The 23817-nt window shown below is 46.2% G+C and carries 23 protein-coding genes; 2 read left to right on the forward strand and 21 right to left on the reverse strand.

The genetic code is table 11. From position 1 onward, the window contains the following. Window positions 1-4 precede the first annotated feature (4 nt). The 17 genes from GJB59_RS06300 to lepA form a co-directional block, all read right to left on the reverse strand. The gene (locus GJB59_RS06300) at window positions 5-358 is read right to left on the reverse strand and encodes a diacylglycerol kinase family protein (protein WP_142827793.1); all 354 of its coding nucleotides are present in this window, start codon (window positions 356-358) and stop codon (window positions 5-7) included. Next, window positions 345-827: an rRNA maturation RNase YbeY gene (ybeY, locus tag GJB59_RS06305; RefSeq protein ID WP_142827792.1), complete on the reverse strand. Its 483-nt coding sequence runs from the start codon at window positions 825-827 to the stop codon at window positions 345-347. Before ybeY ends, GJB59_RS06300 begins: the two co-directional genes overlap by 14 nt. 14 nt (window positions 828-841) lie before the next feature. After that, window positions 842-2962, reverse strand: coding sequence for an HD family phosphohydrolase (locus GJB59_RS06310; protein ID WP_142827791.1), 2121 nt, complete (start codon window positions 2960-2962; stop codon window positions 842-844). A gap of 183 nt (window positions 2963-3145) precedes the next feature. Continuing rightward, complete coding sequence (locus GJB59_RS06315) at window positions 3146-4105, reverse strand: PhoH family protein (RefSeq protein ID WP_142827790.1); 960 nt, start codon at window positions 4103-4105, stop codon at window positions 3146-3148. Between the two features lie 371 nt (window positions 4106-4476). Then, window positions 4477-4971 (reverse strand): YqfB family membrane protein, encoded by a 495-nt coding sequence (locus GJB59_RS06320; RefSeq protein ID WP_142827789.1) that lies wholly within the window; start codon window positions 4969-4971, stop codon window positions 4477-4479. A gap of 30 nt (window positions 4972-5001) precedes the next feature. Then, window positions 5002-5988, reverse strand: a complete 987-nt coding sequence (floA, locus tag GJB59_RS06325) for a flotillin-like protein FloA (protein WP_142827788.1) — start codon at window positions 5986-5988, stop codon at window positions 5002-5004. Between the two features lie 4 nt (window positions 5989-5992). Further along, window positions 5993-7318: an NfeD family protein gene (locus GJB59_RS06330; RefSeq protein WP_142827787.1), complete on the reverse strand. Its 1326-nt coding sequence runs from the start codon at window positions 7316-7318 to the stop codon at window positions 5993-5995. A 376-nt stretch (window positions 7319-7694) separates the two neighbouring features. Further along, window positions 7695-7868 carry a 30S ribosomal protein S21 gene (gene rpsU, locus GJB59_RS06335; protein WP_008431605.1) on the reverse strand — a complete coding sequence of 58 codons (174 nt, stop codon included), beginning with the start codon at window positions 7866-7868 and terminating at the stop codon, window positions 7695-7697. Between the two features lie 95 nt (window positions 7869-7963). Next, window positions 7964-8632: a deoxyribose-phosphate aldolase gene (deoC, locus tag GJB59_RS06340; RefSeq protein ID WP_142827786.1), complete on the reverse strand. Its 669-nt coding sequence runs from the start codon at window positions 8630-8632 to the stop codon at window positions 7964-7966. Between the two features lie 108 nt (window positions 8633-8740). Next, entirely contained in the window at window positions 8741-9478 is a 738-nt protein-coding gene (locus GJB59_RS06345; protein ID WP_142827785.1) for a 16S rRNA (uracil(1498)-N(3))-methyltransferase, read from the reverse strand. A gap of 12 nt (window positions 9479-9490) precedes the next feature. Continuing rightward, the gene (gene prmA / locus GJB59_RS06350; protein ID WP_142827784.1) at window positions 9491-10432 is read right to left on the reverse strand and encodes a 50S ribosomal protein L11 methyltransferase; all 942 of its coding nucleotides are present in this window, start codon (window positions 10430-10432) and stop codon (window positions 9491-9493) included. Window positions 10433-10562: 130 nt separating this feature from the next. Further along, window positions 10563-11672, reverse strand: coding sequence for a molecular chaperone DnaJ (gene dnaJ / locus GJB59_RS06355; protein WP_142827783.1), 1110 nt, complete (start codon window positions 11670-11672; stop codon window positions 10563-10565). A 113-nt stretch (window positions 11673-11785) separates the two neighbouring features. Then, window positions 11786-13612, reverse strand: coding sequence for a molecular chaperone DnaK (dnaK, locus tag GJB59_RS06360; protein WP_142827782.1), 1827 nt, complete (start codon window positions 13610-13612; stop codon window positions 11786-11788). Between the two features lie 21 nt (window positions 13613-13633). Beyond that, window positions 13634-14239, reverse strand: a complete 606-nt coding sequence (grpE, locus tag GJB59_RS06365) for a nucleotide exchange factor GrpE (protein WP_142827781.1) — start codon at window positions 14237-14239, stop codon at window positions 13634-13636. Window positions 14240-14256: 17 nt separating this feature from the next. Then, window positions 14257-15291 carry a heat-inducible transcriptional repressor HrcA gene (gene hrcA / locus GJB59_RS06370; RefSeq protein ID WP_142827780.1) on the reverse strand — a complete coding sequence of 345 codons (1035 nt, stop codon included), beginning with the start codon at window positions 15289-15291 and terminating at the stop codon, window positions 14257-14259. A gap of 90 nt (window positions 15292-15381) precedes the next feature. After that, the gene (gene hemW / locus GJB59_RS06375; protein ID WP_142827779.1) at window positions 15382-16521 is read right to left on the reverse strand and encodes a radical SAM family heme chaperone HemW; all 1140 of its coding nucleotides are present in this window, start codon (window positions 16519-16521) and stop codon (window positions 15382-15384) included. Between the two features lie 58 nt (window positions 16522-16579). Further along, complete coding sequence (lepA, locus tag GJB59_RS06380; RefSeq protein ID WP_142827778.1) at window positions 16580-18409, reverse strand: translation elongation factor 4; 1830 nt, start codon at window positions 18407-18409, stop codon at window positions 16580-16582. 216 nt (window positions 18410-18625) lie between these two features. Here lepA and rpsT point away from each other — a divergent pair, with 216 nt between their 5' ends. Then, window positions 18626-18874, forward strand: a complete 249-nt coding sequence (gene rpsT / locus GJB59_RS06385; protein ID WP_006828708.1) for a 30S ribosomal protein S20 — start codon at window positions 18626-18628, stop codon at window positions 18872-18874. A gap of 52 nt (window positions 18875-18926) precedes the next feature. On the opposite strand, the gene holA is transcribed toward rpsT, so the two are convergent. Beyond that, a complete protein-coding gene (gene holA / locus GJB59_RS06390) occupies window positions 18927-19955 on the reverse strand; it encodes a DNA polymerase III subunit delta (protein WP_142827777.1) in 1029 nt (342 codons plus the stop codon). A gap of 157 nt (window positions 19956-20112) precedes the next feature. Between holA and GJB59_RS06395 the strand changes: the two genes are divergently transcribed. Then, window positions 20113-20247, forward strand: coding sequence for a YqzM family protein (locus GJB59_RS06395; protein ID WP_006828710.1), 135 nt, complete (start codon window positions 20113-20115; stop codon window positions 20245-20247). A 64-nt stretch (window positions 20248-20311) separates the two neighbouring features. Here the strand turns inward: GJB59_RS06395 and GJB59_RS06400 are convergent, their stop codons facing one another. The 3 genes from GJB59_RS06400 to GJB59_RS06410 all read right to left on the reverse strand — a co-directional run bounded on the left by GJB59_RS06400 (window position 20312) and on the right by GJB59_RS06410 (window position 23801). After that, complete coding sequence (locus GJB59_RS06400; protein ID WP_236015457.1) at window positions 20312-22459, reverse strand: DNA internalization-related competence protein ComEC/Rec2; 2148 nt, start codon at window positions 22457-22459, stop codon at window positions 20312-20314. Between the two features lie 125 nt (window positions 22460-22584). Next, window positions 22585-23157, reverse strand: coding sequence for a ComE operon protein 2 (locus GJB59_RS06405; RefSeq protein ID WP_142827775.1), 573 nt, complete (start codon window positions 23155-23157; stop codon window positions 22585-22587). A gap of 80 nt (window positions 23158-23237) precedes the next feature. Next, complete coding sequence (locus tag GJB59_RS06410) at window positions 23238-23801, reverse strand: ComEA family DNA-binding protein (RefSeq protein WP_244946835.1); 564 nt, start codon at window positions 23799-23801, stop codon at window positions 23238-23240. Window positions 23802-23817: the final 16 nt, after the last annotated feature.

The raw sequence follows: 23817 nt of genomic DNA on the forward strand, positions 1-23817 counted from the left end.
GAATTTATAGCCATTTGGGTAGAAATATCAGTAATCCAATTATAGCACTTGCCGCGGCAAATACCAAAACAGCGCCTGCCGCCATGTCTTTGGCCTGTTTGGCAAGCGGATGCAGTTCAGAAGTCGCCAGGTCAACGACACGCTCGATGGCAGAATTGACCATTTCCAATCCAATCATGCCACCGATCAGCAGGATTACTATCAGCCATTCCATATATGACAAACCTGTCAAAAATCCTGCAAGCACCACCACAACTGCCGCCGTTACATGGAAGCGGATGTTCTGTTCGCGTTTTAGCGCAGTACCTATGCCTTGGGCCGCAAACTGAAATGAACGTAAAAACCTACGCGCCGCCATGATTGTCACGGGTTATGCCGAGTGAGGCCAAAATTTCCTCTTGGCGGGAAAACATTTTCTTTTCATCTTCCTCTGTCATGTGGTCATAACCCAGCAAATGCAGAAAGCCGTGAATGGCCAGAAATCCCAGTTCCCGTTCGAACGAATGGCCGTAATCAGCTGCCTGCTCTTTTGTCCGGTCCAACGAAATGATGATGTCTCCGAGCATGCGCGGCTCCGGGGAACCGATGATGGCCGTCTCTCCTTCACCCAGTTCCTCCATAGCAAACGAAATAACATCAGTCGGCTGATCTTTGCCGCGGTATTCGCGGTTGATATCACGAATCATTTCATTGGTGACAAATGTCACCGATACTTCAGAATCTCCCAGGCCTTCTTCTTTTGCTGCGTGTTCCAGTATTTTTTGGACAAAATCCAGTTCCTGTTCGTTCAGGCTTTCTGTTTCGTCCATAAAATCGATGGCTATCATAGCTGCTCCTCCTGTCAGTTGGTTTCTTTCGGGTATTCAATGCGGGAATGGAAAATGCCATTCAAGGTCTCGCACATAACCGCTTTCACTTTCTTTAACTCTTTCAAGGATATATCACATTCCTCGAATTGCCCATCTTTCAGTTTATCTTCTACTATCGCATCCACCAATTTTTTTATTTTTTCTGATGTTGGTTCTTTCATCGAGCGGACAGCCGCTTCCAGGCTGTCTGCTATGCAGACGATGGCAATTTCTTTGGTTTGCGGTTTCGGCCCTGCATAGCGGAAAGATTCTTCTTTAATATCAGGGTCCGTTTCTTTCGCTTTGTAATAAAAGAACTTTAATAGACTGGTGCCGTGATGCTGTGCAGCCACATCCACAATTTCTTTCGGCATCTTGTATTTCCGGAGCATTTCGGCTCCCTGTGCACCGTGCGCGAGAATGATGTCCCGGCTTTTTTCGGGCGGCAGACGATCGTGTGGATTTTCGATATTCACCTGGTTCTCTATGAAAAACTGCGGCTGTTTCGTTTTCCCGATATCGTGATAATAGCAGCCGACTCTCGCCAGCAATCCATTGGCCCCGATGGCTTCACAGGAAGCATCTGCCAGATTGGCGACCATTAAGCTATGGTGATACGTACCGGGCGTTTCCATCAGAATTTTTTTCAGCAGCGGATGATTGGGATTGGACAACTCAATCAAACGCATCGTCGACAGCATTCCAAACGCCGACTCAAAAAATGGCAGCATGCCGATTGCCAACGCACCGGACATTAAGCCTGAGACGATCGCAGCAGTAAAATAAAAACCGATTTCTGACCAGCTGTATTGGGTTTGCCCTATTAACAAGTAAAAAGCGACAAACAGTGCATTCACTCCGGCAACTGCCAAACTAATTTGCATGAGGCGGCCATGTCCGCCGTCCCGGTCAATCAAATAGATTGCAGTGAGCCCACCCAAAAGAATATACAAGGCAACGTCCACCTGCAAGGAAGAAGAATAACCGCTTTGCAGCATGATTCCTGCTGCAGCACTGATAAGAATCGTTACATAAACAGCTGCCCGCTCATTGACCAGCAGCCTGATAAGCATCCCTGCCAATGCTGTAGGAAAAATAAACGCAATCACCAATTCAAAGTTATCGCTGACAGCATATATCAGTTTCATAAGCGCTAATGCAATGGCAATCACCACAATCATGACCATCACTTCAGTAATTTTTCCTCTATCATCTTTTTGTGACCTTGACACGACCCCCATCATAAGGCCCATCGCAATCACTACAAAGATCAGCAATCCCAGCAACGGCTTGTAATTCCGCTGTTCTTCTGTCATTCCAGCCAGCTCAAGCTGGCGGTATACTTCACGGTCCACTACCTGCCCTTCCTGAACGAGCACCTGTCCTTGCAGGATGCGCGTTGGCTCGACGCTATTGCGGACCTGTTCTATTTGTCCAGCGGTCAGCTCCTCGTTGACCTGCTCGGTCGGAATAATGCCGAACCTTCCAATTGTCACGGCTGCCAGAACAACATTATCTGGTATTTGTTCGCTTCGGCGGATATCCTGTTCTATTTCTGTCCGAATCCGCGCAACGCCCTCTACCCTTATTGGTTCTTCTAAATAAGACTCCAGCAAACGCTCCAGTTCTTCCTGGACGTCCACTAACCTGTTATCCGAAAGCGACAATAATGCGTCCAGCATTTCATCTGTCAAACGCAGGCCATTTTCACTGGTTTCCATCAGCCGCAAATCCTCTCGCAACTGTGCCATCATCGCTTCGGAAGAACGTTCATCCCCCTCTTCTTCCGGAACAGCTTTTGCATCCACCAGGTAACCGAATAAGGATTCAATCACCGCAGTTTGATTGTCAGCTATTTCATCGACAAACTGATAGCTTGGCGCTACTTCTTCCGCTAACCGGTCTCTTTCCAGCTCGGTTTTAATCGGATCTTCCACGGTCTTTTCAGAACGAATTGTTTCTGACGACAGTTGAAACAGGTTAATATCATATGTATTTCCACGAATTGGATCCACTAAAAATCCGTAAAGGATCAGGCCAGTCATCAAAATACCCAACCTCATTATTTTTTGGTAGCCCAATTTTCTGAAAATTTTCTGTGCCCGTTGACGCATGCCTTACACCCCGCATTTCTTATTTCCATCATAACAACTACAGAAATGGATTTCACGGTGTATTTCTAAAATTTTGAAAATATCACCAAATTTACGGGAAATAATTAGTTCAATCAGCCAAAACATAGTCCCTTACACGTAAAAAAGTGCAGGAATGTGGATCCCTGCACTTTTTTCTGCTTGTTAAGTAGGCTGATTTTCGTATGCTTCGATGATTTTAGCCACCAGCGGGTGCCGGACAACATCGCCGCTTTCAAGGTATTGAAAATGGATATTTCGAACACCCTTTAAAATCGTTTCAGCGGCAATCAATCCGGATTCTGCGCCTCTTGGCAAATCAATCTGCGTTTTGTCGCCGGTAATGATCATTTTCGAACCGAAACCAAGCCGTGTCAAAAACATTTTCATCTGTGCCTTGGTGGTGTTTTGCGCTTCATCAAGAATAACGAATGCTTCGTCTAATGTGCGGCCTCTCATATAGGCAAGCGGAGCAATTTCAATGGTGCCGCGTTCGATAAATCGATTGGTTTGCTCCAACCCAAGCACATCGTGCAGCGAATCATACAACGGACGAAGGTAAGGATCGACTTTTTCCTTCAAGTCGCCAGGCAGGAAGCCGAGGCTTTCTCCAGCCTCAACGGCAGGGCGCGTCAAAATGATTTTTTTGACTTGGCCATTTTTAAGCGCCTGTACGGCCATAACTACTGCCAGGTAAGTCTTGCCCGTTCCGGCTGGTCCGATTCCGAACACCAGGTCTTTGCTGCGGACAGCATGGATGTAATGGCGCTGGCCAATGGTTTTCGCCCGAATCGATTTGCCGTTGGCATTGCGCGCCACTTCTTCGTCGTACAGTTCAGCAAAATATTCAATTGTCCCGTTTTTAGCCATTTCGATGGCAGAAACAATATCCCGCTGATCGATATTAATGTTTTTGCGGATAACACGAAGCAATTGTTCGATTAATAATTTGCCTGTATGTTTGCCTTCTTCTGAACCCGATAACTTGATAACTTCGCCGCGGGTGATCACTTGAATGTTAAAGGCTTCTTCAATCAACGTTAAGTGGTTGTCTGATATCCCGAGCAGCTGAACCGCTTCATTTGGGTCTTTCACATGTAATTCTAGTAGGTTGTTTTCTGTCATGTGGACGCTCCTTGGAATCGAGTATTTACTGCTGATTTCACTCTATCATTAAAGATAATCACTTGTAAAATATTTGCCTTATTGTGCTCGGGCACCGCAATTCCCTTTTCATGAATCATTGTTTTAAAATTTAAAATTTGAGCAACTGATTTTATAATCTGCAATATTCTGCAAAACAGCTGCGCATGCCCCGGGTGGGCTTTTCCGCCGTTTTGCTCCATAGCCAGTATTTTCTTTAGGAAAGCGTTTCAAAAGTTTCGGCTCATTGCTAGAGCCATGAAAATCTAAAAGAAATCTTTTGGCGGCACTTTTGTTTACATAATAATATTATTTAATTAAAAAGCCGGCCAGTTTGCACTGGCCGGCGGCTGCTATCTTTTGGACTTTGGCGGCATAAGGATCTCCGCCATAATAATACCTCTTCGGATATCGTCGCTGCTTAACGGCAGGAGTTCATCCATGTCTTTTTCCACTCCAGTAGCAGGCGGGCGGCTTCTCAATACGCTCGCTTCGGTTTCCTTAATGCGGTCATGTATCTCGTTGCGTGTCTCCCTTGGCGGAACGCGGCGCTGCACTTCCTGGCGCGCTTCCCGTAAAGGGGTGCGATTGACAGCTTCTTCGACTTTTTTCTTGGCTTTTTCTGCAAGTTCAGGGCGTTGAGTTTTTTGATTCTGCAGTTCCCCATAAATTTCTTTCGCATAATCTTCTACTCGTTTGAACGTTTTTTGTCCGGAGCGCCTGTCTGTACCAGGTGATGATCTTGTCGGGACAGGTTTTTCCGGAGCATCATCGGCCGTATCTTTTTTGCCTTTATTGAAAAAAGCGCTTACCGCCATGATTACCAGTCCAAATATGAGAGCTTCCATACGACAAACCTCCCTTATGGCTACCGCCGATTATTTATCGTCGGATTTGTCCATGCCTGTTTTCGAGATGGACTCTCGCATACCTGTATCTGCTTGAACATTTTTGTAATTGACATAATCCATTACACCAATGTTGCCTGTACGGAGCGCTTCAGACATTGCCAATGGCACTTCTGCTTCCGCTTCAACAACTTTTGCTCTCATTTCCACGACTTTCGCTTTCATTTCCTGTTCGCTTGCTACAGCCATTGCACGGCGTTCTTCTGCTTTTGCCTGTGCAATTTTCTTGTCTGCTTCTGCTTGTTCAGTCTGTAATTCAGCACCAATGTTTTTGCCGATATCAACGTCGGCAATATCGATTGACAGGATTTCGAATGCTGTACCTGAATCCAAGCCTTTAGACAATACGGTCTGAGAAATCAGGTCTGGATTTTCAAGAACTTTTTTATGGCTTGTGCTTGAACCAAGTGTTGAGACAATACCTTCACCAACACGGGCGACGATCGTTTCTTCACCTGCACCACCGACTAAACGGTCGATGTTAGCACGAACGGTAATTCTGGCTTTTGCTTTTACTTCGATTCCGTCCATCGCAACACCTGCGATAAATGGCGTTTCAATCACTTTCGGGTTTACCGACATTTGAACAGCTTCCAATACGTCACGGCCTGCAAGATCAATCGCTGCTGCGCGTTCAAACGGCAATTCAATATTGGCACGATGAGCCGCAATCAATGCATTGACGACACGGTCTACGTTACCCCCGGCTAAGTAATGGCTTTCCAATTGGTTGATGGTTACTGTCAACCCAGCTTTTGATGCTTTGATCAATGGATTTACAATCCGTGATGGAATAACCCGGCGCAATCTCATACCGATCAGTGTAAAGATACTGATTTTCACTCCTGCGGCCAATGCTGAAATCCATAATGTAATTGGCACGAATGTGAAGAAAATTGCCAAAACGATGATGATACCTATTATTGCTGCACCTAAACCAATTGTTTCAAGTCCCATTCTTCTATTCCTCCTCTTGTTTTTCAAGTTCGCGAACAACTATACGCGAACCTTCTACCTTGATTATCTTAACATCTTTTCCGCCATCGATGAACCGGCCTTCAGAAACAGCATCTATACGTTCATCGTCCAGCTTGATCGTACCGGACGGACGAAGCGCTGTCACTGTCAGCGCAATTTTGCCGACAAGCTCCGGGCGATTTGTAGTCGATACATAGCCATGTTCCGTATCAGTCGCATCAGTCAAGATAATCCGTTTGAACAAATCCAGCCGTTTACCAAAGAATTTCACTACAATCACCATCCCTACTGTTGCTACAATCATTGCAATAAGTACTGCTATGGCGGTGGATTTAAGATCTCCGCCCGCCAATAAAATACTGCCGAGAATGGCGGCGATCCCCAGGAATCCCGCAACACCGCCCGGGATGATAAATTCTGCCACCAACAGCCCAAATCCGATTACCAGCAGAATGATGGACTCATATCCGGCCAAACCTGCTACCAAATGGCCGTAGAAAAACAGCAGGAGAAAAGTCAGGCCGACAAGTCCAGGAATTCCGACACCTGGGGTAAACAGTTCAAGAAGCAACCCAAGACCTGCGAATGATAAAAGGATTGGCACAACAATCGGGTTGGTCAGAAAACGGGCCAGGCTTTCCGAAAATGTTTCGTCGATCGTTACGACAGTGGCATCTTCAAAGCCTTTCAAAGCCAGCAGTTCGGCCAGAGTAGAAACAGTTCCTTCCGAATAGCCTACATCTAAGGCTTCAGATGCCCCCAGCGTTAGTAATTTCCCCTCAGCTACGCCCAGTTCAGGAATGGCAGCTGAGGCATCTGCCATTGCCAAAGCGAAGTCAGGATCACGGCCAGCAGTCTGAGCCGCACTTCTCATGGAAGCCAGCCAAGCGCTATTTGCTTTGTCCGCTGCGGCATTTCCAGTTTGATCAATCACTTGTGCCGCACCCATTCGGCCATTGGGATGCATATAAATCTCATCATTATGCAACGCCAGGAATGCGCCTGCAGAAAGAGCATCCTGATTGATGAAAGCCAGTTTTTCCAATTGGGTTTTGTTCAACGAACGCGCTATCCCATCTGCTGCATCCACAAATCCACCCGGTGTATCAATTTCGAAAATAATGGCTTCGGCGCCAGCTTCTTCCGCTTCTTCAATGCCCCGTTCGATAAAAGCCTGCAGTCCTCTTTCAACTTCATCTTCGATCGGTATGACATACACTGTCGAAGTGTCAGCCTGGATAGCCGGGAGCATGAGCAGAAACGATAACAGTAAAAGTCCAAAACCTAAATAGACTTTGACTCTGCTCAATGGGACCTCTCCTTTCGCATTACAGATTTACTGTTTGTATATATACGGATGAACAGGAATTAGGTTTCATTTTTCCGGGCTGCAATTGCTAAAGAAAGCATCAGCATTTCAACATCCATAATCTGTTGATTTTGAAGCAAGCTTCTGCAGCCCTTTGATCTCAAGAAACAGATGAGGTTCAATAGCAGAAGCTCCGAGCGCAGCCGCTAAACATTAGCTGCGGCCTATATCCTTATTATAAAGGAAAGCTTCTCCAATAACGAAAGAATGCGCTTACAAATGTGACAATTAGAAAAACCGCCAACACAATGAATGTGTTGGCGGTTTAGGCTGGTCGTTCATATTTTTTAAAAGTCATTATACTCGTTAAAGTCAATTAAAATTTACGTTTACGCGCAGCTTCTGATTTTAGTTTACGTTTCACGCTCGGCTTATCATAGTACTCGCGCTTTCTTACCTCTTGCATTGTTCCGGATTTAGAAACAGTACGTTTGAAGCGGCGAAGAGCATCTTCAATCGATTCGTTTTTACGAACGGTAGTTTTTGTCATCTCTTTTTCCCTCCCTCCGAACACACGTTGAAGCGAAGAACAACAAGTGTTATATACTCAAAAATTATATCGTATTCCCAAAGAAAGGTCAATAGTTAATAATCGGAATCTGAAGTTAGTCCCTGCATGATTTTAACGCCAGAGCTGGCGCCGATGCGTGTAGCTCCTGCTTCGATCATCGCTTCGACATCTTCCAGGCTGCGAACTCCGCCGGAAGCCTTAACACCCAAATCAGCTCCAACAGTCTGGCGCATCAGTTTCACATCTTCAACCGTTGCACCGCCAGTAGAAAAGCCGGTCGACGTTTTGACAAAGTCAGCTCCCGCTTCTTTAGACAGTTGCGAAGCAGTGGCTTTCTCTTCGTCCGTCAGCAGGCAAGTTTCCAAGATCACTTTGACGATCGCTTTGCCTTTTGCCGCATGGACGACTGCTTCGATATCTTTTTTCACATGATCAGTGTTGCCGCTTTTCAACGCGCCAACATTGAGGACCATATCAATTTCGCCGGCGCCTTTTGAAATGGCATCCGTTGTTTCAAAAGCTTTTGTTTCAGGTGTAGATGCTCCCAGCGGAAAACCGATAACCGTACACACTTTTACGCCGCTGCCTGTTAACTCAGCCGCTGCTGTTTCAACCCAAGTCGGATTAACGCATACAGATGCAAATTTAAACTCGGCCGCTTCTTTACACAATTGAACGACCTGGCTTTCTGTCGACTCAGGCTTTAACAAGGTATGGTCAATATAAGATGCAATGTTCGTCATGAATAAAATCTCCATTCTATTATAAAGTCATTTTGTTTGTCAGCAATTTTCCCCAACCGGAAAATGTCGCTGCAGCTCAGTGCCCTGTATTTTTAATCACGCTCACCTTTATTCAAATTCGCAGGAGATAGCAGCCAGTGCATACAAAGGTGCTGTTTCCGTCCGCAAAATCCGAGGGCCGAGAGAAGTAAAAATGGCCCCGGCATTTTTCAGCGCCGTCACTTCCTTGTCGGAAATGCCGCCTTCTGGACCAAAAATAATCAGGACTGAATCTTTATCATACAATGATTTCAAAGTTTCGGCAAACCGCGTCCTGCCGCCTTGCCGCGCCTCTTCTTCGTAAGCTACGATCACCGCGTCATACGAACCCGCCTGGCTTAGCAGCTGGTTGAAACTATAGATGTTATGGATATCAGGTACACGCGTCCTGTGCGACTGCTCAGCCGCTTCCTTGGCAATTTTTTGCAGCCGTCCAATTTTTTTCTCACTCTTGGAACTGTCCCATTTTACAATAGACCGCTCTGCCGAAAATGGCAGCAGTGCGTACATTCCGAGTTCAGTCGCTTTTTGGGTGATCAAATCAAGCTTGTCGCCTTTCGGGAGTCCGCAGGCAATGGACACTTTTTTTGGCAATTCCACCTGCGTTTCCAAGGAATTTCCAAGCTCTATCTCTACATCAAAGTCAGTCGAGCGGATCGTAGCGAGATAAGCCTTGCCTTCCATAACCGCGATCAACTCTTCCCCGGCTGTTTGGCGCATAACTTTGGCGATGTGCTTTGCATCATCGCCGGTTATTGCCGCTATTCGATTTTCCGGAAGCTTTCCTTCTATAAAATATCGCTGCATCGTGGCACCCCGTTATTCAGGTTTTTTTGAAATGATGGTAACCCAGTCTTCCATCATCATGACGTCTTCAATAACAAAGCCGGAAGCTTCAAGCGCCGCTTTAACGTTATTCTTTTTCGCTGCGATGATGCCCGAAGTGATGTAGCGCCCACCCGGTTTAACGATTTTGAATGCATCATCTGTAAATGACATGATAACTTCAGCCAAAATATTGGCGACTACCACATCACCCGGCTGATCGATTTTATCAACCAGATTGCCTTCTTCCACCGTGACAATATCCTGTACTTTATTTAGCTTGACGTTGATGCTTGCTGCTTTTACAGCAATATCATCCAAATCAAGTGCGTAGACTTCTTTAGCGGACAAGAGCGCTGCACCAATTGCCAGCACGCCGGACCCGGTGCCGATGTCAACGACCCGGTCGCCTGCACGAACAGTCTTCTCCAATGCTTGCAGGCTCATGACGGTCGTTGGATGGGTGCCTGTCCCAAAAGCCATTCCTGGATCCAACTCAATGATCAGCTCATCACTTGATACCGGATTGTAGGTTTCCCACGTTGGAACTATGGTGAAGCGTTCAGAAATTTTGACGGGATGGTAATATTTTTTCCAGGAAGTTGCCCATTCTTCTTCATTCACTTCACTGATGGTTACTTCGTTTTTGCCTATATTGATGTCAAACGAGACCAGGTTGCTGATGGCCAGTTTGATGGCCTCGACTGTCTCGCCCAAAAAGCTGTTGACTGGCAGATAGGCCTTTAAAATAACCCCATCCACCGGAAAATCGTCCGGGTCCAGCGAATAAATTTCACCAAAACGATATTCCCTTTCTTTCGTCAAATCTTCCGAGTCCTCGATAACAACTCCGCTCGCTCCCGCTTCGTGCATAATATTGGAAACCGCTTCAATCGCTTCATTTGTCGTGTGAATCGCCAACTCTGACCATTTCAATTGCGCCCAGCTCCTTTTTCGTTTTTACAGTCAGCAAGACTCCTGCTTTTGGCAAGAGTCTTCTGCTTGTAAAAAATGGATTTTTTGAATAGACAATGAACCTAAAATGCTGTCCTATTTCCAGCTGCTGTCATTCACCTTTAATGGTGCGTTTGATTTTATCGAAAAGTGAGCTGCTGTGCTCTTCGGGAATATCTCCGCTGATTTCGGCAAATTCACGCAACAGCTGCTTTTGCTTCTCGCTGAGTTTTGTCTGGGTTTTGATGCGGACAATGACGTGCTGATCGCCAGTTCCATAACCATGGACATTTTTTACGCCTTTGCCTTTCAGGCGGAAACGCGCCCCGCTCTGAGTACCAGCTGGAATTTTCAATTTCACTTTACCGGAAATGGTCGGTACTTCGATTTCATCACCTAGTGCAGCCTGCGGATAGGTGATGGAGATATCCAAGTAAATATCATCGCCTTCACGCTGGAACTGTTTATGCGGTCTTACGCGGAATACCACGTACAAATCACCGTTTGGCCCACCGTTGACGCCTGGAGCACCTTGGCCTGTGACGCGCAATTGCTGGCCGTCATCAACACCGGCTGGGATGGTAACTTTAATTTTTTTAACTTTGCGGACTTTTCCTTCTCCCCGGCAAGTCGTACATTTTTCTTCGATAATCTGTCCCGTTCCTTCACAATGCTGGCAGGCACGGCGATTGACCATTCGGCCGAAAGGCGTATCCTGTGTCACATTCATCTGGCCAGAACCTTCACAGTACGGACATGTTTTTTTCTTTGTTCCAGGCTTAGCGCCCGAACCGTCACACGTACCGCATGTTTCATCTTTTGGAATTTCAACTTCTGTTTCTTTTCCGAAGACGGCATCCATGAAATCGATGGTCATGGAATACTGGAGATCATCACCTTTGCGCGGAGCATTCGGGTCACGGCGTCTTGTACCGCCGCCAAAGAATGTGCTGAAGATATCGTCGAATCCGAAGCCATCACCGCCGCCTCCAAAGCCTTGATTTGGATCTTGATGGCCAAACTGATCGTATTGTGCACGTTTCTGTTCGTCGCTCAATACTTCATATGCATCTTTTACCTCCTGGAATTTCGCAGGAGCATCAGCTTCTTTATTGATATCCGGATGGAATTTTTTTGATAAGGTCCGGTAAGCTTTTTTAATTTCTTCTTTAGAAGCAGACTTGGATACGCCTAATACTTCATAGTAATCTCGTTTATTCATAAGTCACTCTCCCTCTAGCAATCAATTGTAATTGTACACGGTTTAAATCGCTGTTGCAAAGACATTGAAAAAGCCAAAGCATGTTGCTTTGCTTTGACTTTTCCAGGCCCTGCTTATTTTTTGTCGTCGTTTACTTCTTCAAACTCAGCGTCGACTACATCGTCGTTGCCTTTCGCTGCGCCTTCTTCTTCTGATGCTTGCTGAGCTGCTGCTGCCTGCTCATAAGCTTTCATTGACAGGCCTTGCAGGATTTCCTGAAGCTTGTCTTTTTTCTCGCGGATATCGTCAATATTGTCTGACTCCAATGCAGCTTTTAGTTCGTCGCGTGCATCTTCCGCTTGTTTTTTCTCTTCTTCAGATACCACTTCACCAAGATCGGTGATTGTTTTATCAGTTGTGAAAACAGCTTGATCGGCTTCGTTGCGAAGTTCAACTTCTTCTTTTACTTTCGCATCCGCTTCAGCATTTTCTTCCGCTTCTTTGATCATGCGATCGATCTCTTCATCAGTCAACGAAGTGTTGGACTGAATAGTAATTGTCTGTTCTTTCTGAGTACCAAGGTCTTTCGCTTTGACGCTGACGATACCGTTTTTATCGATATCAAAGCTTACTTCAATTTGTGGCACGCCGCGCGGTGCAGGCGGAATATCAGCCAATTGGAAGCGGCCAAGCGTTTTGTTGGCTGCTGCCATCGGACGCTCGCCTTGCAATACGTGAATATCTACAGCCGGCTGGTTGTCAGCGGCAGTTGAGAATGTCTGTGATTTTGATGTCGGGATCGTTGTGTTGCGCTCGATCAATTTCGTAAATACGCCGCCCATTGTTTCGATACCAAGTGACAATGGCGTTACGTCCAATAATACAACGTCTTTTACATCGCCAGTCAATACGCCGCCTTGAACTGCTGCACCCATCGCTACAACTTCATCCGGGTTAACGCCTTTGTGCGGGTCTTTGCCAGTTTCTTTCTTGACTGCTTCCTGTACAGCTGGGATGCGTGTAGATCCGCCTACAAGGATAACGCGATCAAGTTCAGAAGCTGAAATTCCAGCATCTTTCAATGCCTGGCGAGTTGGCCCCATCGTACGTTCAACTAATGAAGAAGTCAATTCATCAAATTTTGCACGGCTCATTGTAACTTCCAAGTGAAGCGGCCCCGCTTCTCCTGCAGTGATGAACGGCAATGAAATTTGAGTTGAAGAAACGCCGGATAGATCTTTTTTCGCTTTTTCAGCGGCGTCTTTAAGGCGTTGTGTCGCCATTTTATCTTTCGACAAGTCGACGCCGTTCTCTTTTTTGAATTCCTGTACCAAATAATCGATGATTAATTTATCAAAATCATCTCCGCCCAGACGGTTGTCGCCGGCAGTTGATTTCACTTCGAAAACGCCATCGCCAAGTTCCAGGATCGATACGTCGAATGTACCGCCTCCAAGGTCATAAACAAGAATCGTTTCGTCTGTATCCGTTTTGTCCAAGCCATATGCAAGTGCAGCTGCAGTCGGCTCGTTGATGATGCGTTCCACTTCAAGGCCTGCAATGCGGCCAGCGTCTTTTGTTGCCTGGCGCTGTGCATCATTGAAATAAGCCGGTACAGTGATGACCGCTTTTGTTACTTTTTCACCAAGATATTCTTCAGCATAGCCTTTGATATATTGAAGAATCATTGCAGATACTTCCTGTGGCGTATATTCTTTGCCTTCAGCTGTTACTTTTTCCTGCGTACCCATCAAACGTTTCACCGACTGGATAGTGTTCGGGTTCGTGATGGATTGGCGTTTAGCCACTTCGCCGACTTGGCGCTCGCCATTTTTAAAAGCTACAACAGAAGGAGTTGTACGGTTGCCTTCTGGATTTGGAATGATTTTTGGCTCGCCGCCTTCTAATACTGCGACTGCTGAGTTAGTTGTACCTAAGTCAATACCGATAATTTTGCTCATGTTTAAATTCCTCCAATATTTTTATTCGTTTACTTTTACCATGGCCGGACGAAGTACGCGACCTTTTAGGGTGTAGCCTTTTTGCAATTCCTGTAAAACCGTTCCCGGCTCCGCGGAATCATCCCTCTCCTGCATGACGGCTTGATGGAAATTCGGGTCGAATGGTTCGCCGACCGCTTTGATTTCTTCAAGGCCTTCACGGCTGACAGCTTCAGTCAAGGATTTTTGCACCATTTCGACGCCTTTTAGCAAGGAAGCCGATTCTTCGCTATTCGTTTTGAGCGTTAGGGCACGCTCAAAATTGTCCAGTACTGGCAGCAGGTCCGCCAGTAAGGATTGAGAACGGAATTTATTGGCGATTTCTTTATCTTTTTGAGTACGCCGTTTGAAATTATCATAATCAGCCAAAAGGCGCAAATATTTGTTTTGTTCAGCTTCAAGCTGCTTGCGAAGCTCTTCCGCTTCATCTACAGGTTCTGGTTCTTCTGCACCGGAAGGATCAGCTGCGGGTGTTTCTGCATCCGTCAATTCCGCCTGCTCTTCTGCTTCCAGAATCGGTTCTTTCACTTCTGCATCTTCAGTTGCTGCATGTTCTTCTGTTTTAAGTGGTTTAATTTTTTTAGGCAATTCTGTTCCTCCTTTGTTCACGTACCTTTAAACATACGGGTCAGTTCTTTCGACAAATCGCCGCTCAACAAATCCAATATGGAAACGATGCGTTTATAATCCATCCGTTTCGGACCGATGATGGCGATTGACCCTGTCTGTTCTTCACCGATATTATACGACACCGTGATGACACTGCAGTCTTCCATTGCCGACAGCGCATTTTCCGAGCCGATGCGAATGTGGAGGCCTTGGCTTCCCACTGGCAGGATCATCGGAATATGCTTGGCTTCTTCCATCACATCCATTAAATCCCTGATTTTTTGAAGATCATGGAAATCCGGCTGTTTCAGGATGTTCAGCTTGCCGCCGTAATAGATGTTTTCATCATCATGCGGCAGCAATACCGCTTTCCTGAATGTATGGAAAAGTTCGCCGTAGCGCTCTACATGCTGCTTTAAAATGGTCAGAGTCTCTTGTTCAAGCCGCAAATGCAAGTTGTTCAGCGACACACCCACAAGCCGTTCATTGAGGATATTGGCCATTTTTTCAATATCCGATGGATTTAGGCCTGGCGGAATGGAAAATATGCGATTTTCCACATGCCCTGAATCGGTTACGATGATCGCAACCGCCGTGTCTTGCGTCAATGGAACAATCGACAGCTTTTTGACAATGTGCCTGCGCACATCAGGACCCAATAAAATGGACGTGTAATTGGTCAGTTCTGAAAGAATCATCGCAGAGCGCTTGATGACTTGCTCTGTCTCTGTCAGCTTCTCTTCGAAAACCGAGCGCAATTGCACAATGTCCTGCTGCGGCAGCGGCCTTGGCGTCAGCAGGTGGTCGACGTAATAACGGTATCCCTTCTCAGAAGGAATGCGTCCGGAAGACGTATGGGTTTTTTCCAGAAAGCCCATGCTTTCCAAATCCGCCATTTCATTGCGGATGGTCGCCGGACTGAAAGAAATTCCGGCTTTTTTGGAGAGTTGGTTCGATCCTACCGGCTGCGCTGATTGAATGTAATCATCTACTGTCACCTTTAAGATGAGCAGTTGCCGTTCTGTTAACATGATCATCACCTCTGTTAGCACTCTACGTACCCGAGTGCTAATACTACATTAAAATTAACAAATATAATGATCCTTGTCAACGGAAGAGCTTTACGCCAATAAAAATTGTTCAAACACTTCATTGCCGACAAATCGGCCTTTTTTGGTCAAACGGACAAAGCCGCCGGAAATCTCCAAGTTTTCCTTGGCGATTTCCTTATCCAAGATGTTGCCATAAACATCCTGTATCGGCTTTTGGAATTTTTCCTGAAAATGAATGAGCGACACGCCAGAAGTTTTCCGCAGCCCTAAAAACATTTCTTCTTCCATCTTTTCATGGACCGGCACTTCGTGTGTATTTAGAATTGGCCGCTCGCCTGCGTCCAACGGTGCCATGTATTTTTTCAATGGTCCGGCATTCGAATAGCGGACGCCATCCACATACCCGTGTGCCCCGGCTCCAACACCGATGTATTCGACGTTGTCCCAATACAGCAAATTATGATGGGATTCGCGGCCTGGACGTGCAAAGTTAGAAATTTCATATTGCTTCAAGCCGCGGATGTCCATTTCATTCATCAACTTTTCGTACATATCGGCTTCGAGGTCTTCTGTCACCGTATTCAATTTGCCTTTCGTCATCAAATTATAAAACACGGTTTTTGGTTCAATGATCAATGAATAGGCAGAGAAATGCGGCAGGTCAAATGCAAATGCCTGATCGAGCGTATCGTCCCATTGCTGCATTGTTTGCCCCGGCAATCCGTACATCAAATCAAAGCTCAAATTTTCAAAGCCGACCAGACGGGCTGAATCAACTGCTCGTTTGACATCCGAATTGTTATGGGTCCGTCCAAGCCGTTTCAGCAGATCTTCGTCGAATGACTGGACGCCCATGCTCAGGCGGTTGACGCCTCCGTCAAACAGCACCTGCATCTTGTCTTTCGTCAGTTCGTCCGGGTTCGCTTCTGAAGTCCACTCGAGGTCGGCTGCCATCGGCACATAGCGGTGAATATACCCCAGCAGCTTCTCCAATTGTGCAGGGGTAAGAGAAGTGGGAGTTCCCCCTCCCAGAAAGATGGTTTCAAGCGGATGGTCAAGTGCTCCCTGCTGTTTCCATAATGCCAGCTCTTTCCCCACAGAATCGATATAGGCATCTACGGGCTGGTCTTTGAAATAGACTTTATTGAAATCGCAGTAAAAACAAATTTGGTGGCAGAATGGAATATGGATATACAATCCCTTAACCATTTTATTTCCTCTTTTCTAATAAGAAAAGGAGGCTGAAATTCCGGCCTCCTTTTTTCGTTTATTTTGATTGGTCGTCCATTTTCAGGATCGCCATGAATGCTTCTTGTGGCACTTCAACAGATCCAACTTGCTTCATGCGTTTCTTGCCTTCTTTTTGCTTGTCGAGAAGTTTCCGTTTACGGGAAATATCTCCTCCGTAACATTTGGCAAGTACGTTTTTGCGCATAGCACTGATGGTTTGGCGCGCAACGATCTTCTGGCCGATAGCAGCTTGGATCGGCACTTCAAACTGCTGGCGCGGAATCAGGTTCTTTAGTTTATCAACAATAACTTTGCCGCGTTCATAAGCAAAATCACGGTGAACGATAAAGCTCAATGCATCTACTTGCTCAGTGTTCAAAAGAATATCCATCTTCACAAGCTTGGATTCTTTGTAGCCGATCAGCTCGTAATCGAATGAAGCGTAGCCTTTCGTGCCCGACTTTAACTGGTCAAAGAAATCATAGACGATTTCAGCAAGCGGCAGCTCATAAATAATGCTGACTCGGCTGTCATCGACGTAATCCATCGTCATGAAATTTCCGCGTTTTTTCTGGCAGATTTCCATAACTGCACCGACGTAATCATTCGGCACCATAACGGTGGCCTTAACGTAAGGCTCTTCAACCATTTGGATCTTTTGGGCATCCGGCATCATGGCAGGGTTATCGATTTTAAGAACTTCCCCGTCCGTCATGTGGACGTCGTAAATTACACTTGGCGCCGTCGTGATCAAATCAATGCTGAATTCACGCTCAATGCGTTCCTGGATAATTTCCATATGCAGAAGGCCCAGGAAACCGCAGCGGTAGCCAAAGCCAAGTGCCTGTGAAGATTCCGGTTCAAATTGAAGTGCGGCATCGTTCAATTCCAGTTTTTCCAGTGCATCGCGCAAATCGTTGTATTTTGAAGTATCAATCGGGTACAGACCGCAATAGACCATCGGGTTTAAGCGGCGGTAGCCAGGCAGTGCTTCTGTTGCTGGATTGTTAGCCAGCGTAATGGTATCGCCGACTGTTGAATCGCCGACATTTTTAATGGCTGCGGTCAAAAAGCCAACATCGCCGACCGTCAATTCGTCGCGCAAAATGGCATGAGGGGTGAAAACACCCGCTTCAATTACTTCAAACTCTTTTCCGGAAGCCATCATTTTGATGCGGTCCCCGGGTTTCACGGTTCCTTCGACAATTCGGATATAAGCGACAATGCCGCGGTAAGGATCGTAAAGAGAATCAAAAATCAACGCTTTTAACGGTGCACCTGGGTCACCGGTTGGTGCAGGAACTTTTTCGACAATCTGTTCCAGAATGTCTTCAATGCCGATTCCTGCTTTTGCTGATGCCAAAACGGCTTCAGAGGCATCCAATCCGATCACTTCTTCAATTTCCTGGCGGACGCGTTCCGGGTCAGCTGCGGGCAAATCGATTTTATTGATGACCGGAAGGATTTCCAGATCGTTATCCAAAGCCAAATAAACATTCGCTAATGTCTGCGCTTCAATTCCCTGAGCTGCATCGACAACGAGTACAGCGCCTTCACAAGCTGCAAGGCTTCGTGATACCTCGTAAGTAAAGTCGACATGTCCCGGTGTGTCGATCAAATGCATAATATAAATTTCTCCGTCTTTCGCTTTATAATTAAGCTGGACGGCATTTAATTTAATGGTAATGCCACGTTCCCGTTCAAGATCCATGGAATCCAGTGACTGTGCTTTCATTTCTCGGGAAGTCAGTGCTTCCGTCATTTCTAAAATTCGGTCTGCAAGCGTAGACTTGCCGTGGTCAATATGCGCAATAATCGAGAAGTTGCGGATTTTGCTTTGCCGGGATAATCTTTCCTCATTATTCATTCTCTTCACTCCTATATAAACTACTATGAATTATAGCAGTACAGCACCCATTGAGCAATGAAAGCTCCTGAAATCATTTAACTGTCAAGTGAAACTTCTTTGCATGTATCTATTGCATTCCTTCCCCCGATTTGATAAAATAACTGTTGTTGTATAGAGACATTAAAGAGTTGAAATGATTTCTTCTCTTTCTTACTTGTCTAGGAGGTGAAAGATATGCCAAACATTAAATCTGCAATCAAACGTGTGCGCACGAACGACACTAAAAACGCTCAAAACTCACATGTAAAATCAGCAATGCGTTCTTCTATTAAGAAAGCTGAAACAGCTTTGACTAACAAAGACGATAACGCTAGCGATACTGTAAAAGCGGCGATTAAACAAGTGGAAAAAGCGGCTTCTAAAGGCTTGATCCATAAAAACACTGCAGCTCGTAAAAAAGCTCGCTTGATGAAACAAGCGTAAAACATCTAAAAAGCCGGTTCCCCTAAAGGGAGCCGGCTTTTTTTTGTACTTTTTAGCGCTGAGCTTGCCCGCCGCGCTTCATCAGGAAAAATTCCAGGATGCGGTCGCGGTTGCCGCTGAGTGTTTTCAGCTGCAAGTCGATTTCGGCCAAATCGCCAAGCACCTGCAGCAGCCGTTTTTCGGAAATCTGCTGGCGCTTTTCGACCAATAGTTTGACTCGGTATGGATGTGCCTTTAATTGTTTGGAAATTTGCTGTGCGTGATAGCCTTTTTTCTGCAGATAATACACCTGGATCATGAAACGGATTTGCGATGCCAATAATGCCGTCAGTGCTACCGGCTCCTCTTTTTGGCGCAACAGGTCGTAATAGACGCTGAGCGCTCCGCTGATGTTCCCATCGAGGTATGATTGCAGCATCTTGAAAGCGTCTTGTTCGAGTGTCCGGGCAGTCATCCTTTCTACAAGCTCCACTGTGATGTCTTCATCTGTAGATCCCAAGTACAAGGACATCTTCTCGATTTCCGACGACAACAGCGTCAAGTTGGTGCCGGCCATCTCCATCAGCTTTTGCGCCGCTTTCAGGTCGATGCCTTTGCCAAAACTTTTCGCTTCGTGCATCAGCCAGCTTTCCAGATCGTTTGTCTGCAATGATTTAGCTTCCACCAATACGGCGTGCTGCTTTATCAGCTTGGTCACTTTTTTGCGTTCATCCAGTTTTTCATAAGGCGCTACGAAAATTGTGACAGAACTTCCCGGTGGATGTTCCAGCCAGGATTCCAATGCCTTCAGATCATGGTTGATTTTTTCTTTGCCGCGCTCTGCCGCTTTCAGAAACGACGCATTCCGCGCAATGATCAGCTTGCGGTCACTGAAAAATGGAATGGTATCCGCTTCGTCGATGACGTGCTCAACAGGCACTTCGTCCAAATCAAAAAAAGTCAGCTCCAATTCGCCGCCGGCCGTCAATTTATCTTTTAATAAATCCAAAGTTTTTTCAATAAAATAGCTTTCTGTTCCTACAATGAGATAAACAGGGTCTATTTGTCCGCTGCGTATGGATTTCCACACGGAAGTAATCATCGTATCAGCCTCCCCTTTCTCTACTATATCGGATTTTTACCGCTTTGTGTATTTGACAGTTATGTGTCGACGCATTATTTCGCCTCTTTAAGTTTACTTCAATCTAGATTTTTAAGTCGTCTTCGCTTATAATTAGAAGGAATTAGGAGGGATTTCAATGAATGAATTTGAACAGAATGTACAGTCCAAGCGTAACGATGCAATTGACGCAGGTATGGGCTTTGTCGTATCCTTTGGATTTTTCGCCCTTATCTTCATTATCGCTGGAGTTGTACAATTCGCAGCACGGTAATTAAATCAAAAAAGGTTCCTGGTCTCATGACCGGAACCTTTTTTTGTTGTCTAATTATAATTTGTCACCTCATCGTCTCCAGCTCCAGCTCTCCATCATCATAAAGCAGTCGGATGGTGCCATTTTCTGCAGTATTCAGTGTCTTGAGTTTCATTTCAGCGAAGCGTTCCACCACTTCCGTACTCGGATGGCCGTAGCGATTGTCTGCACCCGTTGAGAAAATCGACAGTCCCGGCTTGAGCGCAGCTAAAAATTCCTCGCTGCTGGATGTCTTGCTGCCATGATGCCCCACTTTCAGCACCGTCAGCCCCGAAAGTTCCCTGCCATAAGACGCAAGCAGCTCTTTCTCACCATCCGCCTCCAGGTCACCCGTGAATAAAACACGATAATCTCCAGTTTTCATCAGCAATACCAGCGAGTCATTATTGCCCTCGTATTCGCCATCCACTGGAGACAGATATGCAAACTGCGTTTCTCCAACAGTCCAGTTCGATCCTCCACCTGGAAAAACCACTTGGGCTTCTGCTGCGTCCGGGGCGAGGTCGATCATTAATGCATTTGATGCAGAACCCGGTGTCAGATGAAGCTCATCGACTGCAAAAAGTCCAAAAATTTCTTCAGCCCCTTCGGCATGGTCCGCATCCGGATGGGAAATGATAAAAGTATCGATAGTTGAAATGCCGCTGCCTTTTAAATAGGGTGCCACAACTTGCCGGCCGATTTCGTATGGCCGTTTCTTCTCTTTAAAAGCTTCCGTATCAAATCGCAGCACCCCACCGCTGTCAATCAAGTAAACAGCTCTTCTGTGAGGCAGTTCGATCAGTGCGCTGTCTCCTTGTCCCACATCCAGGAATGTTACCTTCAAGCGCGGATCGAGATAAGGCCATGCTGTGAACAATATGGCCGGCACTAAGATAATCAGCAGCTGCCGCACACGGAATTTCCGCTCAGCTGCACAATAAAACAAATAGACACTGGCTGTCAGCAGCACTACCATAAAAAATTCTGGTTTTCCCGGATTCCACAGCTGATAGGGCAATCCCGCCAGCCAAACCATAAACTGGTCGATCCCTTCACGCAAAGGCTTATAAAAATAAAACACCAAGTCTGCAGCCGGCTGAAAAAGCGCTGTCAGCAACAGCAACAGAAAATTGGCTGGAAGGATCAGCAACGTGAACAAAGGGACAAACAGGCTGTTGACTACAAACGCCGACAGCGACAACTCATAAAAGTGAAACAGCAGCAAAGGATATAATGTCATCTGCGAAATAAAGGTAATGATAAATCCTGTTTTCACAGAAGATTGAATGTCCCCTAGAAACTTTAGTGAGTAAATAATGCCAAATGTCGCACCGTAGGACAACTGAAAGCCAATTTTGTACATTGCGTAAGGATTCCACAGCATGAAGGCGATCATGCTAGTTAACATAATAATTGCAATAGGTAACCGAAAACCAAACAGCCTTCCTGCCAATACGACAGATACCATACTGACTGCCCGCCAAACAGATGGCGCGCCGCCAGCTATGACCGCGTAAAGCGGCAGCACAATGAGCAATATGATAATTGCAGTCTCTTTTCGGACATGGAGACGGATGAGAATAACATACAGCAAACCCGATGCAATCCCAACATGCAATCCGGAGATGGCAAATAAATGAGAAATGCCAAGTGTTTGATGCACACGCTGATCTTCAGGATCCATATTTTCCCGCTCTCCAATCAGCAAAGCTTCCGCTTCTGCCGCAAGACTTTCAGGAAAATGGTCCCGTATATGATGCTTTACTGCATCCCTTCTGCCTAACAGCCGATTGGTCCAAGTATCATTTGCCTTGGCTGTGTGAATCGACTGTACCGCCAATAACGAAGCGGCCCCATTTTGTTTCAGGTAGTCAGCCATATCAAATGCATATCGGTGCGAAGGCGGAGATGGTGCTTCAAAAATACCTGAAACTTGAAATACCGATTGATCCACCAGGCTTTCCATCGTAAGCTTTTCATCTTCTGAATTCACACGGTACCGGGCATAAACGACCGTTCCATCTGCTAAGGATGCAAATCCTCTCAGGCTGTCGCCGTCGATTACTGCGCCCGCCCGAAATGTCAGATTTCCTGAATAAGGCTGGGAATAGTCAAAATCATCTTGGCTTCGAAAATCCTGAATTAGGAATACAGCACAGGCAAATAAAAAAATGCCGATTACCAGCGACATGCTTTCTCTTTTCCAGCCCATCCAACAAAAAAGCAGCGCCATGAACACGAGTTGAACCGCTGTTTCATGCGCTGCATATGTGGCAAGGGCTGTTGCCGCTGCCAGGTATAAAAAAATATTGGCTGTTACACTTCGATTTCTCCGAATAATTGGTTCACCCGTTCGTTATAATGGGCCAATTCTTCTTCACTTCCGCCTTTTTCCCGCAACTTCTCCAATAGTTCGATGTAAAGAGCCGACTTTTCAACGCTCAAAAAGTCGATTTTCCGCTCATCGAAGACCACTTGCACCACTTCTACCCCTGCCTGTTCCAATAGCTCGATGGCATACTCATGGTTTTTATAGTCGGTAGCATAATAAAGACGCGAAATGCCTGACTGAATGATTGATTTTGTACATTGGAGGCATGGGAAATGACTGACATACATATCGGCTCCATTGACGCTGACGCCATATTTTGCACATTGCAGCAGCGCATTCATCTCTGCATGGATTGTCCGGACACAATGTCCATCGACTACGTAGCAGCCTTTATCAATGCAATGGTCGCCTCCTGAAATCGATCCGTTGTAGCCGCCCGCCATGATTCTTCGGTCGCGTACAATGGTCGCTCCGACAGCGAGACGCGTACATGTGCTTCTAAGTGCCAGTAAATGGCTTTGCGCCATGAAGAATTGGTCCCAAGTTATTCGCTTCATTTAATTGCCTCCTGCTAGTGTAGTTAAAATAAGTGTAGCAGAGGCAACGGTTTCGTCAACCGTCTTTTGTTTTACTCTCTTTATTTAGCAGTGATTAGATCTTTTAATTGTTCAAAAGTTTTGTCGCCAATTCCGGTGACTTCCGTCAGTTCTTCTGGCGTCTTAAACTTTCCAGCTTCGTCTCTGTACGCAAGGATCGCAGCGGCTTTCGACGGACCAATGCCCGGCAGTTCCATTAATTGGGCTTCCGTTGCCGTGTTGATGTTGATGACGCTGCTGCCGCCCGCTGAAGCAGCCTGTGCTGTTGCAGGCACAACGGCTTCTTCACCTGCTGCGGGGACATAAAGACTCGTTTCATCCACGACAATCAGCGCTAAATTGATGGCACGGCTGTCTGCTTCAGGCGTAAATCCGCCCGCAGCATCTATGGCAGCCTGCATGCGGGATCCTGCCGGAAGTTCGTAGACACCCGGATTTGCCACTTGGCCTTTTATATCAATCATCAATGTTGCAGCAATTTCGGGATTTTCGGTTTCAGGGGTTTTTGTCTGCTGAGGGGATTCAGCGTTGATCAATTCGAGCGAAGCAGCAGGAGCTGTTTTCGGCTCCTCTTGTGGAAAGAAGAAGTAAATCAATAGCAGCACAATGGCAGCAGCGGGG

The sequence above is a fragment of the Planococcus soli genome (genome assembly GCF_016881065.1).
In the GTDB taxonomy this organism is placed as follows: Bacteria; Bacillota; Bacilli; order Bacillales_A; family Planococcaceae; genus Planococcus; species Planococcus soli.

Excerpts from the sequence above, each read along its gene's own strand:
- GJB59_RS06300 (WP_142827793.1), bottom strand. The coding sequence starts at position 358 with ATGGCGGCGCGTAGGTTTTTACGTTCATTTCAGTTTGCGGCCCAAGGC.
- ybeY (WP_142827792.1), bottom strand. The coding sequence starts at position 827 with ATGATAGCCATCGATTTTATGGACGAAACAGAAAGCCTGAACGAACAG.
- GJB59_RS06310 (WP_142827791.1), bottom strand. The coding sequence starts at position 2,962 with ATGCGTCAACGGGCACAGAAAATTTTCAGAAAATTGGGCTACCAAAAA.
- GJB59_RS06315 (WP_142827790.1), bottom strand. The coding sequence starts at position 4,105 with ATGACAGAAAACAACCTACTAGAATTACATGTGAAAGACCCAAATGAA.
- GJB59_RS06320 (WP_142827789.1), bottom strand. The coding sequence starts at position 4,971 with ATGGAAGCTCTCATATTTGGACTGGTAATCATGGCGGTAAGCGCTTTT.
- floA (WP_142827788.1), bottom strand. The coding sequence starts at position 5,988 with ATGGGACTTGAAACAATTGGTTTAGGTGCAGCAATAATAGGTATCATC.
- rpsU (WP_008431605.1), bottom strand. The coding sequence starts at position 7,868 with ATGACAAAAACTACCGTTCGTAAAAACGAATCGATTGAAGATGCTCTT.
- deoC (WP_142827786.1), bottom strand. The coding sequence starts at position 8,632 with ATGACGAACATTGCATCTTATATTGACCATACCTTGTTAAAGCCTGAG.
- GJB59_RS06345 (WP_142827785.1), bottom strand. The coding sequence starts at position 9,478 with ATGCAGCGATATTTTATAGAAGGAAAGCTTCCGGAAAATCGAATAGCG.
- dnaJ (WP_142827783.1), bottom strand. The coding sequence starts at position 11,672 with ATGAATAAACGAGATTACTATGAAGTATTAGGCGTATCCAAGTCTGCT.
- dnaK (WP_142827782.1), bottom strand. The coding sequence starts at position 13,612 with ATGAGCAAAATTATCGGTATTGACTTAGGTACAACTAACTCAGCAGTC.
- hrcA (WP_142827780.1), bottom strand. The coding sequence starts at position 15,291 with ATGTTAACAGAACGGCAACTGCTCATCTTAAAGGTGACAGTAGATGAT.
- hemW (WP_142827779.1), bottom strand. The coding sequence starts at position 16,521 with ATGGTTAAGGGATTGTATATCCATATTCCATTCTGCCACCAAATTTGT.
- lepA (WP_142827778.1), bottom strand. The coding sequence starts at position 18,409 with ATGAATAATGAGGAAAGATTATCCCGGCAAAGCAAAATCCGCAACTTC.
- rpsT (WP_006828708.1), top strand. The coding sequence starts at position 18,626 with ATGCCAAACATTAAATCTGCAATCAAACGTGTGCGCACGAACGACACT.
- holA (WP_142827777.1), bottom strand. The coding sequence starts at position 19,955 with ATGATTACTTCCGTGTGGAAATCCATACGCAGCGGACAAATAGACCCT.
- GJB59_RS06395 (WP_006828710.1), top strand. The coding sequence starts at position 20,113 with ATGAATGAATTTGAACAGAATGTACAGTCCAAGCGTAACGATGCAATT.
- GJB59_RS06400 (WP_236015457.1), bottom strand. The coding sequence starts at position 22,459 with ATGTCGCTGGTAATCGGCATTTTTTTATTTGCCTGTGCTGTATTCCTA.
- GJB59_RS06405 (WP_142827775.1), bottom strand. The coding sequence starts at position 23,157 with ATGAAGCGAATAACTTGGGACCAATTCTTCATGGCGCAAAGCCATTTA.